This window comes from Flavobacterium sp. IB48 (genome assembly GCF_016405855.1).
GTDB classification, from domain to species: domain Bacteria; phylum Bacteroidota; class Bacteroidia; order Flavobacteriales; family Flavobacteriaceae; genus Flavobacterium; species Flavobacterium ginsengisoli.
This window is the reverse complement of sequence record NZ_JAEFCA010000002.1, coordinates 358,820-372,962: the sequence shown is the minus strand read 5'-3', so window position 1 is coordinate 372,962 and position 14,143 is coordinate 358,820. Positions and strand designations below refer to the sequence as shown.

The following is a 14,143-nucleotide window of genomic DNA, read 5'->3' as shown; positions in this document are numbered from 1 at the left end:
TTATGCTACTGAGTATACATCATATAACCTTTCCCATCGAAGATCCTCTTTTAAAGTATCTTATCGAAATTATCATTATTTTATGCATTCCGCTTTTATTGAACAAAATAAAGGTACCACATTTGCTCGGTCTTATTATTGCCGGTGCTCTTATTGGTCCAAATGGATTTGGAGTGCTTTCTAGAGACAGCAGCGTTGTAGTTACAGGAACTACAGGTCTTTTGTATATCATGTTTCTAGCAGGTCTGGAAATTGATATGGCCGATTTTAAAAAGAACAAATGGAAGAGTATTATCTTTTCGATTTTCACTTTTGCCGTTCCGTTTGCTTTAGGGCTTTTAGGCGGTTATTATTTACTTCATTTTTCATTGCTTACCTCAATTTTGTTTGCCAGTCTTTTTTCGTCGCACACTTTAATTGTGTACCCAATGGTAAGTGGTTTGGGAATTGCTAAAAACCTCGCTGTAAATATTACAGTAGGCGGAACGATGATTACCGATGTACTTTCGCTTTTGGTTTTAGCTGCTATTGTTGGAATGTCGCAGGGAGAAGTCGGAACAGCTTTTTGGGTAAAATTATCCGTTTCAATGGTTGTCTTTGCTTTAATTGTACTGCTCATTTTTCCAATAATTGCTAGATGGTTTTTTAAAACTGTAGATGACAAAATCTCGCAATATCTTTTTGTATTGGTTATGATTTATCTGGCAGCACTTTTGGCTGAATTGGCAGGAATCGAATCGATCATTGGAGCTTTTTTTGCCGGATTGGCTTTAAATAAACTGATTCCGCATACATCATCATTAATGAACAGGGTTGAGTTTGTCGGAAATGCGATTTTTATTCCTTTCTTCCTAATCAGTGTGGGAATGCTGATTGATTTTAATGCATTTATTCAAAGTTGGGAGACCTTGTGGGTAGCGTCAATTATGTTGGTGGCATCAATAGGAGGAAAATATGTCGCAGCTATTCTGACGAAAAAAACATTTAAACTTACTAATGATGAAGGACAGTTAATTTTTGGACTGAGTTCGGCATCAGCGGCAGCGACATTGGCTTCTGTTATGGTTGGTTATAATATAATTATTGGCGAAAATGATGCGGGTGAACCTATAAGACTTTTAAACGAACATGTGCTTAACGGCAGTATTCTTCTTATTTTGGTTTCTTGTACCGTATCATCGTTTGTCTCTATGGCGAGTGCACAACGCATTGCACAAGCAGAAAAAGATAACACAGTATCGGGCGATAGTAAAGAGAAGGAAAATATACTGCTTGCTGTGAATCATGAAGCTACGGTAGAAAAAATGGTGAATCTTGGCTTGATGGTAAAAACGGCATCAAACAAACAGCTTTACGCCGTAAATGTGATTAATGAAGATGCCAATGAATCTTCTGAAAAAAATGCCGAAAGAATACTAGAAAGCGCGATAAAAGCTGCTTCGGCTGCCGATGTAGAATTGCATCCAATTACGCGTCACGATAATGATACAGCTGGCGGAATAAGCAATGTGATAAAAGAAAAAGATATTACCGATCTTATTGTAGGTCTAGAAGGCGGAAAAGGCTTTTCGGCTTCATTTGTATACAATTTGTATAATGGTTATCTCCGAAATAAAAATATCAATTTAATGGTCTATCATGCGGTTCAGCCAGCAGCGACTATTAAAAGATATTTGGTTTTTATTCCAGCAGATGCCGAATTGGATGCGGGATTTTTTCATTCGATGTTGAGAATTTGGAATATTGGCCGTAATTCTGGAGCCAAAATGAGTTTCTATGGAAAGGAAAAAACACTAAATATCTTAAAACGAATCGCTAAAAAAGCTTCTATAGAAGCAACATTTGATGTTTTTGAAAATTGGGAAGATGCCCAGCAAACCGCTCTAACTATTGAAGAAAATGAAGGATTAATTATTATGATGGGAGATAGGGGAATGCACTCGTATTTTTCGCGAATGCGAGATATTCCAGATCTTTTAAATCTGAAATTCAGTAATAACAACTACATGCTCATCTATCCTTTTTCTAAAACTACCTCAAACAATACCGAAAAAAGATCAGTAAGCAGTCATGATGATTTTGCTGAAATCGGAAAAGCGATAAGAAATATTTTTAAATAAGATTTAAAAGCCTTAAGCTAAATATAGAAGCTGAGCTGTTGTACTTGCTCAGCTTTTTAATTTTTTGAACCTTTAGGTTATAGTTGTAAAAGATGGTCAAACAGTTCTGAAAAAACATAAAAAAAACGCTAAAACTAATGTTTTAACGTTTTTAAAAGCGGTTATTTTTCTATTTTTAAAGTTTTAGTTATTAAATTATTTTTTCCTTTTTCCTTTTCGTCAGGTTGACGGCCACCTACAGCTATCTGAACTTTGTCTTGATATTGTTTTAGGCTTCCGTCTTCGGTTACATAGGAAAGATCTTCTGGAGAAAGATTAAAGCTTACGACAGTACTTTGGCCAGGTTTCAAATTAAATCTTTCAAATCCTTTAAGGCTTTTTAAAGGTGCCTTTATTGTCGAATCTAGATTAACCAAATACAGTTGCGAGACTTCTTCTCCTTCCATTTTTCCTGAATTTGTTACTTTGACAGAAATTGTGATTGGCTGTCCTTTTTTGATTTTTTCTGGTATTTTTAGCTCGCTGTATTTAAATTCGGTATAACTTAAACCATAGCCAAAACCATACAATGGAGTGCCTTTAAAGTAACGGTATGTTTTGTTTTCCATTTTATAATCAGTAAACAAAGGTAAATCAGAGTCGCTTTTGTAAAAAGTCACAGGAAGTCTTCCAGCAGGATTATAATCGCCAAAAAGAACATCAGCAGAAGCAGTTCCAGCAGATTGTCCGCCGTACCATATATTAAGTATTGCAGGTATATTTTCCGCCTCCCACGGAACGGCTATTGCACTACCTGTCATCATCAGAAAAACTACGGGTTTTTCAGAAGATTTAAGAGTTTTTAAAAGTTGTGTCTGTATTTCAGGAAGCAATATAGAGGTACGATCTCCGCCGTTAAATCCTGGAACATTTACTGGCATTTCTTCTCCTTCAAGCTGTGGTGAAATACCTCCTACGAAAATGAATGCGTCTGCATTTTTATGACGTTCAATTAAAGTATTGAAATCGGTTTTTATAAAATTTCCTGTTTGCAATGACACTTCGGCTTTTCCTTCACCTTGCCAGTATTCTAGCACTAAATTGTAAACTGCATCTTTTTTGGTTTGAAGTCTATAGGTTTTTTCGCCCCATCGGTTTTTCTCCCAAGCATTTATGACTTCTTTTCCATCTATGATGAATCTGTAGCCATCGTCTGCACGGATTTCAAAAGTGATTGAACCATTTTCGTCAGCTTTAAAATTAGTGGTATATCGTGCTGAAAAATGATTTGCTTTGATGTTTTTAGTAATAACTTCTCCTTCTTGCCAAAAATTATTTATTTCAGATTCAGTTCTTGTAATTTCAGGTTTACCAGACAATGTTTTATTAGTAAAGTATTCTGCCTTAAAACCTTGTTTTCCTTCATAAGAATATTGGTTTTTAAGATCTTTGTAAACCAATAAAGTATCATTCGTAAAGTTGACAGCCTTTTCATAAATAACTTCTGTATCGGCGCTTACTTTTTCTTTTATGCCCTGTAGTACAGTTGTTAGCTTAGATGGGGTTCCGTTGTAATTTCCAAGAATGGAGATTGAATTATCTGCATTTGGCCCTAACACAACAATTTTTTTGAGTTTTTTGCTCAATGGCAGCGTATTTTTTTCATTTTTTAGCAGAACTATAGATTGTCTGGCCATTTTTAAAGCATGATTGCTATGTTCTTCACATTCTAAAACAGAACTTGGAGTCTGTGCATATTTAACCATCGAAACAGGATCAAACATTCCTAATTTAAAGCGGATCAAGAAAAGACGTTTTACAGAAATATTAATCTGCTCCTCAGTAATTTTTCCGTTTTTAACAGCTGACACAAGCGATTTGTAGGCGTCGGTTCCACAATCAACATCTGTTCCATGATATACTGCGTCTGCAGCGGCTGATTCAGCATCAGGATGGGTTTTATGATTTTTAAAAAAATCGTCGATAGCCCAACAGTCCGATGTGACATAGCCGTCAAAATGCCATTCTTTTCTCAGAATGTCATTCATAAGGATATCACTTGCACAACAGGGCTGTGTTCTAAATGCATTATAGGCACACATTACTCCGGCTACCTTCGATTCGGTAACTAATTTTTTGAATGCTGGCAGGTAAGTATCCCACAGTTCATAAGGAGTGACATCAACATCAAAAGTATGTCGTAGAGATTCTGGTCCGCTATGCACGGCGTAGTGTTTTGCGCAGGCTGCAGCTTTTAAGTATTTAGGATCATCACCCTGAAGACCTTTTACAAAAGCATCACCTAACGTAGCTGTTAAATAGGGATCTTCTCCATAAGTCTCCTGTCCGCGTCCCCATCTTGGGTCACGAAAAATATTGATATTAGGAGTCCAGTAGGTTAGTCCCAAATAACGTTCGTTTGTTCTTTTAAGCTCCACTGCCTTATTGTATATTGCCCTGCCTTCTAAAGCAGAATAATCGGCCATTTTATAAAGAGAATTTTTATCAAAGGTTGCAGCCATTGCAATGGCCTGCGGAAAAACTGTTGTTTTAAAAGGAGTTCTTGCAACACCGTGTAGAGTTTCATTCCACCAGTCATAAGCTGGAATTCCAAGCCTTGGGATCGCAGGTGCGGCATTTAGCATTTGTGCTACTTTTTCTTCTAATGTAAGCTGACTGATTAAGTTTTCGACTCGTTCCTCAAATGTGGCACTGGTATTTTGAAAAAGAAATTTTGGCTCATTATTTTGTGCTGAAATGCAAAATGAGATCAATAGTAGAATCTGATATTTTATGTTTTTTGTTTTCATGCAGATAATTTTTTATTTGAAGCGAAAGTCGATTTATGTTATAGAAAAAAAAATACAACCGATTGCGTAAAGAAAGGAAAAAATTGTCTAACCTGAAATTTTTATTTCGTAAAAAATGATTTTTTTTTTTTGATTTATCAATAATTTATTATGCTAAATATTGTGTTTTTATTGCTTATTCAAGCTATTGTATTGTATAATTAAAATAGCAGTGGCATTTTTTTGGAATATTCCGGACTAAATGAAATTTCCTTAATTTGATGATTTTTGGATGCATTTAATTTTACAAATACACAGGATAGCTAAAGAACGTTATGCGCAAACTCCTTTCATTTTGATGTTCGTTTTTTATACTTAAGAGTAGTTATTATACAGTGATACAATAATGTATGATTGTAGTGATTATTTTTTTTAGCTATTTGTAATGCCAGAAATGCTAAAGTTTAAAACTTTAAAATAAAAGGTAGGATTTTATCTTTTTATATTTTCTGTAATGATATCGCATTAAGAGATAATTTTCATTAAATAGTATGTCAGTATTCTAATTGAATTTAATGTTTTGTTAGTTTTTTATGTTTTTTTATGCGATTAAAATGTTTTTTATTGCAATTTTTTTTATAGTTATCAATAAAAAATAACACAACCGATTGTGTTTGATAGTTATTTGTTTATATTTGTAAAAAATACACTTATAAAATATTGTTATATTTAAGTTCTTTAAGTGTTTAAAATAGCTAGCGAACAAAACCAACTTTAAATAATTAAACTAACTTTTTATGAATGTGAAACAAACTAAAATGGACTATTTGCAGAATTCGTTGTAATTATAATATTCTCATAATTACAGGTTTTGCATGCATATGTGCTTAGAATTTTATGTGAGTACAGCTCGGCCTTTTTGCGTTAGGCAATTAACTTTTTCTAGTTTTTCAATCAAGTCTTTCAAACAATTAAAACAAGTAAAAACGATTAAAATAAAAGCAGCAATGATTACAAAAAAAATATCTTTTTTATACTTTATCGGATTTTTATGTTTTTTCTCCCTGACAGCCCAAGAGAAAAAATCAAACAAAACGTCAAATAAGCGATTTCCAATCTTCTCTAGTGTTATATATCAGGGAGATGATGAAATCTATAAAAGAAATCCTTTAAAACCCGATGAATTCTATTCTCCAATTCTGCAAGGATGTTACCCAGATCCTGCTATTACAAGAAAAGGAGAGGACTACTATATGGTTTGTTCTTCATTTGCTATGTTTCCAGGAGTTCCAATTTTTCATTCTAAAGATTTGGTAAACTGGACTGATTTGGGAGGAGTATTGAATAATGTATCAGAGTTTAATCCCCATGATACAGGCATTAGTGGTGGTGTTTACGCGCCGGGAATTACTTATAATCCACACAATGACACTTTCTACATGATTGTAACGGCATTTACAGGAAATATGGGAAATATTATTGTGAAAACTAAAGATCCAAAAAATGGATGGGGAAGTCCAATTAAATTGGCTTTTAACGGAATTGATCCTTCTATTTTCTTTGATGACAACGGAAAAGGTTATGTGGTGCACAATGATGCTCCAGATAAAGGAAAAGAATTGTATAATGGACATCGTGTTATTAAAGTATGGGAATATGATCTAGATAAAGATCAGGTTATTACTGGAACAGATAAAATTATAGTAGATGGCGGAGTTGATCTTTCTAAGAAACCAATATGGATAGAGGCGCCTCATTTGTATAAGAAAGACAATCATTATTATTTAATGTGTGCAGAAGGAGGTACAGGAGATAATCATAGTGAAGTTATTTTTATTAGCGATAGTCCAAAAGGTCCTTTTAAGCCAGCACCCAATAATCCAATTCTTACGCAAAGATATTTCCCTAAAAACAGACCCGATAAAGTAGATTGGGCTGGACACGCAGATTTAGTGCTTGGTCCTGATAATAAATATTATGGTGTGTTTTTGGGAATTCGTCCAAATGAAAAAGACAGAGTAAATACAGGACGCGAAACATTTATCTTGCCAGTAGACTGGTCGGGGACTTTCCCTATTTTTGAAAACGGTTTAATTCCAATGGTGCCAAAATTGAAAATGCCAAATGGTGCAATAAACAAAACTGGCAAAGAAGGTTTTCTTCCTAATGGCAATTTTACATTTACAGAGAATTTTACCTCAAAAAAATTAGATTATAGATGGATAGGATTAAGGGGGCCGAGAGAACATTTTATTTCTATTGTTAAAAAAGGCTTGCAGATTAATCCATTTCCGGTAAATATTAAAGAGCTAAAGCCAACTTCAACATTATTTTATAGACAGCAGCACAACACTTTTTCATTTGAAACCACATTAGATTATAAACCTGAATCTGAGAAAGATTTGGCAGGAATTGTATGTCTGCAGAATGAAAGTTTCAATTATGTTTTTGGGGTAACTAAAAAAGAAAAAGATACTTATGTTTTGCTAGAAAGAACAGAAAATGGTCAATCTGAAATTATAGCTAGCAAAAAAATTGAAATTATGGGTGCAATACGTTTGCAAGTTAAAGCTGCAGGAGATAATTATCAGTTTAGTTATGCATTAAACAGCGCTGATTTTGAAAATCTTGGAACAGGAGTTTCAGGAGATATTCTTTCAACAAATGTAGCAGGAGGATTTACAGGGGCTTTGGTTGGTTTGTATGCTACTGCTTCCAATAATGCAATTCTGAAATAGAAAATAAAAGCATTAAAAGCTCATTATTTTGGTTTGGAACATGATACCGAAAAATGGGTAAAGCAGTTCATTTAGAATTATTTAAATAAAATTAGATTTAACAAGATATCATGAAATCAATAATTAGATTTTTCTTAATTGTAGTCCTTTTTTTTGCAGGGCAGAAGGGATATTCTCAAGATCCAAATTTTCATATCTATTTAAGTTTTGGTCAGTCTAATATGGAAGGTGCCGCGCCAATAGAAGCTGAAGACAAGATAGATATAGATCCTCGCTTTCAAGTGCTGGAAGCAGTAGACTGTCCAGATTTAAACCGCGAAATGGGTAAATGGTATACAGCAATACCACCTCTATGCCGATGTAAAACTGGATTAACACCAACAGATTATTTTGGAAGAATTATGGTTGCCAATCTTCCTAAAAACATACAAGTGGGAGTGGTAAATGTTGCAGTTGGAGGATGTAAGATAGAACTTTTTGATAAAGACAATTTAGAGAGTTACATCAAAACAGCGCCAGACTGGATGCTGGGTATAATCAAAGAATATGATGGGAGTCCGTATGCTAGACTTGTAGAGATGGCAAAAATTGCACAGAAAAAAGGTATTATAAAAGGTATTTTGCTACATCAGGGAGAATCTAATACGGGTGATACATTGTGGCCGAAAAAGGTCAAAATAGTCTATGATAATCTGATGAGGGATCTCAATTTAGATCCTAAAAAAGTGCCTTTACTTTCTGGAGAGACCGTCAATGAAGACCAAAACGGAAAATGTGCGAGCATGAATAAAATTATTGCAACATTGCCTCAGACTATTCCAACCTCGTATGTAATTTCATCAAAGGGTTGTGCAGTTGCTACAGATTTTCTTCATTTCAATGCTGCAGGATATAGAGAATTAGGAAAGCGTTATGCAGAAAAAATGCTTTCCCTGTTAGGCTACAAGTCAAATGCTTCAAATGACCCTTTTATTGTTCAGGCACCAATAGGATTCGACGCGCTAGACCCGAAAGTTCCGACAGGAAAAATAGAAACGGTAAGTTATAATTCAAAGACGGTTGGCACAGTTAGAAAAGCAACTATTTATACACCGCCAGGATTTGCTAAAAATAATAAATACCCAGTTTTATACCTATTGCACGGAATTGGAGGAGATGAAAAAGAATGGCTTAACGGCGGAAGTCCGCAGATTATATTAGACAACCTTTATGCAGAAGGCAAATTACAGCCAATGATTGTGGTAATGCCAAACGGAAGAGCTATGAAAGATGATAGTGCTTCGGGAAATATTATGGCGCCAGAGAAAGTGCAGGCATTTGCAGATTTTGAAAAAGATCTATTAAAAGATTTAATTCCTTTTATTGAAAAAAAATATAATGTTCGCAAAGATAGAGAACATCGTGCCATTGCAGGATTGTCTATGGGAGGAGGACAATCGCTGAATTTCGGTTTAGGAAACTTGGATAAATTTGCTTGGATAGGAGGGTTTTCATCGGCTCCAAATACTAAGAAAACAGAAGAATTAGTGCCAAATCCCGAGGAAACTAAAAAGAAACTGAAACTGCTTTGGATTTCTTGCGGAGATAAGGATTGGTTAATTGAAAACAGTCAACGCACTCACGATTATTTAGTTAAAAATAATGTGCCGCACATTTATTATTTAGAACCAGGAGTTCACGATTTTAAAGTATGGAAAAACAGCTTATATATGTTTTCGCAATTACTATTCAAACCCGTTGATGAATCGAGTTTTGCAAAATATACTGTTTTAGAAACGACGGGCCAAATTTGAAAGTACCACTAGATTTGGAAAGAAAATAGGACATGCAAAAAAATGAAATGAATAAAATGAGACGAAAAGATGTTTGTTTAACTGTCCGTTTTTCTATGGGATTTCGACAGTTGTTCGAGAGAAATGAAATCTAAAGCTTTAGAAATATCGAAAACAGAAATTAAGATGAAAACACAAGATTTTATATGTGCTTTTTTGGCACTAGCAATGAACATTTTTGCGGGTCAAGCTCAAAAAGGCAAAGCTCAAAATCCTATTATTTTTGCCGATGTACCAGATTTATCCATAATCAGGGTAAACGACACTTACTATATGAGCAGTACAACTATGCACATGAATCCAGGTGTTCCGATTATGAAATCTAAAGATTTAGTGAATTGGCATCTCGTTAATTACGTTTACCAAACCTTAGAAGATAAAGATGACCGCCTGAACTTAGATAATGGAAAAAATGACTATGGTAGAGGTTCGTGGGCAAGCAGTCTGCGCTATCATAATGGGGTATATTATGTGAGTACTTTTTCGGGAACAACAGATAAAACGTATATTTTTTCTACAAAAGATATTGAAAAAGGGCCTTGGAGAAGAATTGTATTAAGCAATTCGTACCATGATCATTCGCTTTTCTTTGATGATGATGGCAAAGTTTATCTTGTCTGGGGAGGCGGAAAACTTCAAGTTGTAGAATTAAAAGAAGATTTGTTAGAAGTTAAAGAAGAAACGAAGAAAGTTTTAATTGAAAATGCTAATGCTCCTGCAATGAGTGAGATCATGCTTCCGGCAGAAGGATCGCAGCTTTTTAAAATTAAGGGGAAATACTATTTATTTAATATCTGCTGGCCTAAAAATGGCATGCGTACTGTAATCATACACAGAGCCGATTCGATGGCAGGTCCTTGGGAAGGAAAAGTCGGACTTCAGGATTTGGGCGTAGCACAAGGCGGACTTATCGATACTCCAGATGGCAGATGGTTTTCTTATCTGTTTAAAGATGCAGGAGGTGTTGGCCGTATTCCGTATCTTGTTTCTGTAAAATGGGAGAATGGATGGCCTGTATTGGGGGAAAATGGTAAAGTGCCTGATAATTTAGATCTTCCAGCCAATAAAAGCCTTATTCCCGGAATTGTAAACTCAGATGAATTTACCCGTAAAAATGGAGAAAATGATCTGCCGTTGGTCTGGCAGTGGAATCACAATCCGGATAATTCAAATTGGTCTGTTAAAGAAAGAAAAGGCTATTTAAGATTAAGAACATCTAAAATAGACAGCAGTTTTACGCAGGTAAAAAATATTTTGACACAAAGAACTTTTGGGCCTGTATGTTCGGGATCTACTATGATCGAGTTTTCTAATATGAAAGAAGGTGATTTTGCAGGGCTTTCATTACTGCAAAAAGATTTTGGTCTAGTTGGTGTAAAAGTTGAGAATGGAAAGAAAAAAGTAGTTATGATAAATGCAGAGAACGGAAATCCAAAAGAAATAGAAAGTGCCTTATTAAATCAGGATAGAGTGTTTTTTAAAGCCGAATGCAATTTTAAAAATCAAGCAGATCAAGGAAAATTTTATTACAGTTTAGATGGAAAAAAATGGATCAGCATTGGAAAAACTATAAAAATGCCTTATACACTTCCTCATTTTATGGGTTACCGATTTGGACTTTTTAATTACGCTTCAAAAACTGCAGGCGGTTTCGCTGATTTTGATTATTTCCGTGTTGAGGATACGATTTCAGAAATGAAATAGTCTACAATCAAAAAAACAACTATTGCATTACATAACCTGTATAGGCAGACTCATTTAACACTGTTTTGTAAATAATATTTTAAACGTCAATGCTATTTCTGGAAGATGAAAAAGTTTGAGTATTCACAAAAGAAAAATTTTAAAAGTTTATGAATCTTAAAAAAATAATATTCTTATGTTTTGTTGGTTTCTTTCAGCTAAACGCGCAGCCAATAGTAAAAAGTCCTGATGGAAAACTTGTTGTGTCGATTTCTGCAGATAATGGAATACCGCAGTATAATGTAACATACAATGAAAAAACGTTTATTGAGAAGTCTCCATTAGGTCTAAAAACAAGTGCAGTAGATTTTAGTTTCGGTTTGACTTTAGAGGCAAATAACAATCAAAATAAAATTGACGAATCTTATCAATTGCGTAACATAAAAAAAAGCAATGTTCATTATACCGCTAACGAAGCTATTTTTTCATTTACAAAAGAAGGCAGGGCAGCTTTTGATGTGATTTTTAGAGTAAGCAATAATAATCTGGCATTTAAATATAAAATATATCCACAGAAAGAAACAGTTTCCTGCGTAGTTGAGGAAGAAGTCTCAGGATTTTTACTGCCAAAAGGAACCACGACATTCTTGTGTCCGCAAAGTAATCCAATGACAGGATTTGCGAGAACAGCTCCAAGTTATGAAACTTCATATGCACTTGATGATGCTGTCGGAAAAAATGGTTTGGGAAATGGCTACACGTTTCCATGTCTGTTTAAAGTAAATAGCGACGGATGGGTTTTAATTTCTGAAACTGGGGTAGACAGCGGTTATTGTGCAAGCAGATTAATTGGGCATGAGAACGGATTATATTCAATTGGATTTCCTATGCAGGGAGAAAATAACGGAAACGGTACAGTTGCGCCTGGAATTCCACTTACAGGAGAAACTCCATGGCGTACCATCACAATTGGGGAGACACTGGCTCCAATAGTTGAAACTACTGTTTCGTTTGATTTGGTTAAACCAAAATATGAAGCTTCTAAAGAATACCAGTACACAAAAGGAACTTGGAGTTGGATTATGAAGATGGACAACAGCACGACGTTTCCTGTACAAAAACAATATATCGATTTTAGCGCTTCAATGGGATATGAAACCATTTTAGTTGATGCGCTTTGGGATACGCAAATAGGTCGTGATAAAATTGCAGAATTAGCCGCATACGGTGCGCAGAAAGGCGTGGGGCTTTATTTATGGTACAATTCAAATGGGTATTGGAATGATGCTCCGCAGGGGCCGAGAGGCTTAATGGATAATGCAACTATCCGACGCAGGGAAATGGCATGGATGAATAGCATTGGGATTAAAGGAATCAAAGTTGATTTTTTTGGAGGAGATAAACAGGTGACCATGAAATTGTATGAAGATATTTTGACAGATGCCAATGAATTTGGAATTATGGTTATTTTTCATGGATGTACTTTACCTCGAGGTTGGGAACGCATGTATCCAAATTATGCATCTAGCGAAGCGGTTTTGGCAAGTGAAAATCTGCATTTTGGACAACTAAGCTGCGATAATGAAGCCTTAAATGCCACAACGCATACTTTTATTAGAAACACGGTAGGAAGTATGGATTTTGGAGGAAGTGCTTTAAATAAATTCTATAATAGCGATAATATTGCAGGTAAAGGATCAAAAAGAATGACATCTGATGTGTTTGCTTTAGCGACTTCGGTACTTTTTCAAAGCGGTGTGCAACATTTTGCCTTAGCACCAAATAATTTATATGATGCTCCGGAGTGGGCTATTAAGTTTATGAAGGAAGTGCCTTCTGTATGGGATGAAGTTCGCTTTTTAGATGGTTATCCTGGCAAATATGTAGTGCTGGCTAGAAGAAAGGGAGCAAAGTGGTATGTTGCTGGAATTAATGCTGAAAAAAAACTGCTAAAGATAAAGCTAAAATTAGATATGTTTAATTCTGGTGCTAAAGTAGATTGTTACAGCGATGACGATCAGCTAAATGGAAAGATCAGCAAGCTAGTGGTAAATAAAAATAAAGAAGTTGAAATGAAAATACCATGCAACGGTGGAATGCTATTAACCAATTAAAAGGGTAGAAAATATGTGATATAGCCAAATTTGATTTATTCAATTCCAATAGGAGCCAGCTTAAGATAAATAAGCTGGCTTTTTTTGTTGTATGTATGAATCAACAAAAGTAGTCCCACTACAAAAGAAAGGTATTCTTTCTAAAGAAATAATGAGGTATTCCAGTTAAAGGCAATGCATTAATTTTTATTAGCTATGGGTACGGATTAGCCTTCAGTTTTTTTAAGTTTTATTGCAGTTAGAGAATGGAGGGCAATTAAGGTTTCCTACAAAATGGAAGACATTATAAAAACTAATCTATTGCATTAAAAGAGGGCTCATGAAATTGATGTTTAAATGAGAATATTTACTATAAAGTTTTGTACTACAGTTTGATAAACTAAATTTTTTAGAATCTACATTTCTAATGCAAAATAGAATACTTTTAAAGCAACCGATTGTTGTTTTCGATTATTTTGCTTCTATTAATGACTAAAATAGTATAAGATAATTTCTAAAATACATTATTTTAACTAATATTAGTAGTAATTTATTTATATAATTTAATGTTAGTGTAAATTTTATCTAATTTTTTATTATTGTATTTTTTGCAAAAAATCTGACAAATGTATATTAAATTATTTATTTTCAATTTATATTAAGTCTTTGAATTAGTATATTTTTAATTTTTTAAGTTAAAAAATATTTTTTGTGTTTTTAAAATGAGTTTTTTTTGAATAAAATATAAAACAACCGATTGTTTTTTGAGTTGTTTTTTTATATTTGCTTTCGTTATTTCTCCGCCCTATAACTCAATTAGAAGAATATTCTGTAAGATAAAAACAACCTGAAACTAAAAAAGATTTAAACAAAAAGCTTATGAACCAAACCTTGAATTAAAAAACAAAC

Annotated in this window: 6 protein-coding genes; 5 read left to right on the top strand and 1 reads right to left on the bottom strand. The window is 34.3% G+C overall.

The features are described from left to right. Positions 1-2 precede the first annotated feature (2 nt). Positions 3-2,120 carry a cation:proton antiporter gene (locus JC605_RS08745; protein ID WP_198855804.1) on the top strand — a complete coding sequence of 706 codons (2,118 nt, stop codon included), beginning with the start codon at positions 3-5 and terminating at the stop codon, positions 2,118-2,120. Between the two features lie 161 nt (positions 2,121-2,281). Here the strand turns inward: JC605_RS08745 and JC605_RS08740 are convergent, their stop codons facing one another. After that, positions 2,282-4,909, bottom strand: coding sequence for a glycoside hydrolase family 3 protein (locus JC605_RS08740; RefSeq protein ID WP_198855803.1), 2,628 nt, complete (start codon positions 4,907-4,909; stop codon positions 2,282-2,284). Between the two features lie 986 nt (positions 4,910-5,895). On the opposite strand from JC605_RS08740, the gene JC605_RS08735 reads away from it, so the two are divergent. The 4 genes from JC605_RS08735 to JC605_RS08720 all read left to right on the top strand — a co-directional run bounded on the left by JC605_RS08735 (position 5,896) and on the right by JC605_RS08720 (position 13,255). Continuing rightward, complete coding sequence (locus JC605_RS08735) at positions 5,896-7,626, top strand: glycoside hydrolase family 43 protein (RefSeq protein WP_198855802.1); 1,731 nt, start codon at positions 5,896-5,898, stop codon at positions 7,624-7,626. Positions 7,627-7,736: 110 nt separating this feature from the next. After that, the gene (locus JC605_RS08730) at positions 7,737-9,419 is read left to right on the top strand and encodes a sialate O-acetylesterase (protein WP_198855801.1); all 1,683 of its coding nucleotides are present in this window, start codon (positions 7,737-7,739) and stop codon (positions 9,417-9,419) included. Between the two features lie 165 nt (positions 9,420-9,584). Next, complete coding sequence (locus tag JC605_RS08725; protein WP_198855800.1) at positions 9,585-11,162, top strand: glycoside hydrolase 43 family protein; 1,578 nt, start codon at positions 9,585-9,587, stop codon at positions 11,160-11,162. 149 nt (positions 11,163-11,311) lie between these two features. After that, entirely contained in the window at positions 11,312-13,255 is a 1,944-nt protein-coding gene (locus JC605_RS08720) for a glycoside hydrolase family 97 protein (RefSeq protein WP_198855799.1), read from the top strand. Positions 13,256-14,143: the final 888 nt, after the last annotated feature.

Coding starts and splice junctions, on each gene's coding strand:
- JC605_RS08745 (WP_198855804.1), top strand. CDS start 3: ATGCTACTGAGTATACATCATATAACCTTTCCCATCGAAGATCCTCTT.
- JC605_RS08740 (WP_198855803.1), bottom strand. CDS start 4,909: ATGAAAACAAAAAACATAAAATATCAGATTCTACTATTGATCTCATTT.
- JC605_RS08735 (WP_198855802.1), top strand. CDS start 5,896: ATGATTACAAAAAAAATATCTTTTTTATACTTTATCGGATTTTTATGT.
- JC605_RS08730 (WP_198855801.1), top strand. CDS start 7,737: ATGAAATCAATAATTAGATTTTTCTTAATTGTAGTCCTTTTTTTTGCA.
- JC605_RS08725 (WP_198855800.1), top strand. CDS start 9,585: ATGAAAACACAAGATTTTATATGTGCTTTTTTGGCACTAGCAATGAAC.
- JC605_RS08720 (WP_198855799.1), top strand. CDS start 11,312: ATGAATCTTAAAAAAATAATATTCTTATGTTTTGTTGGTTTCTTTCAG.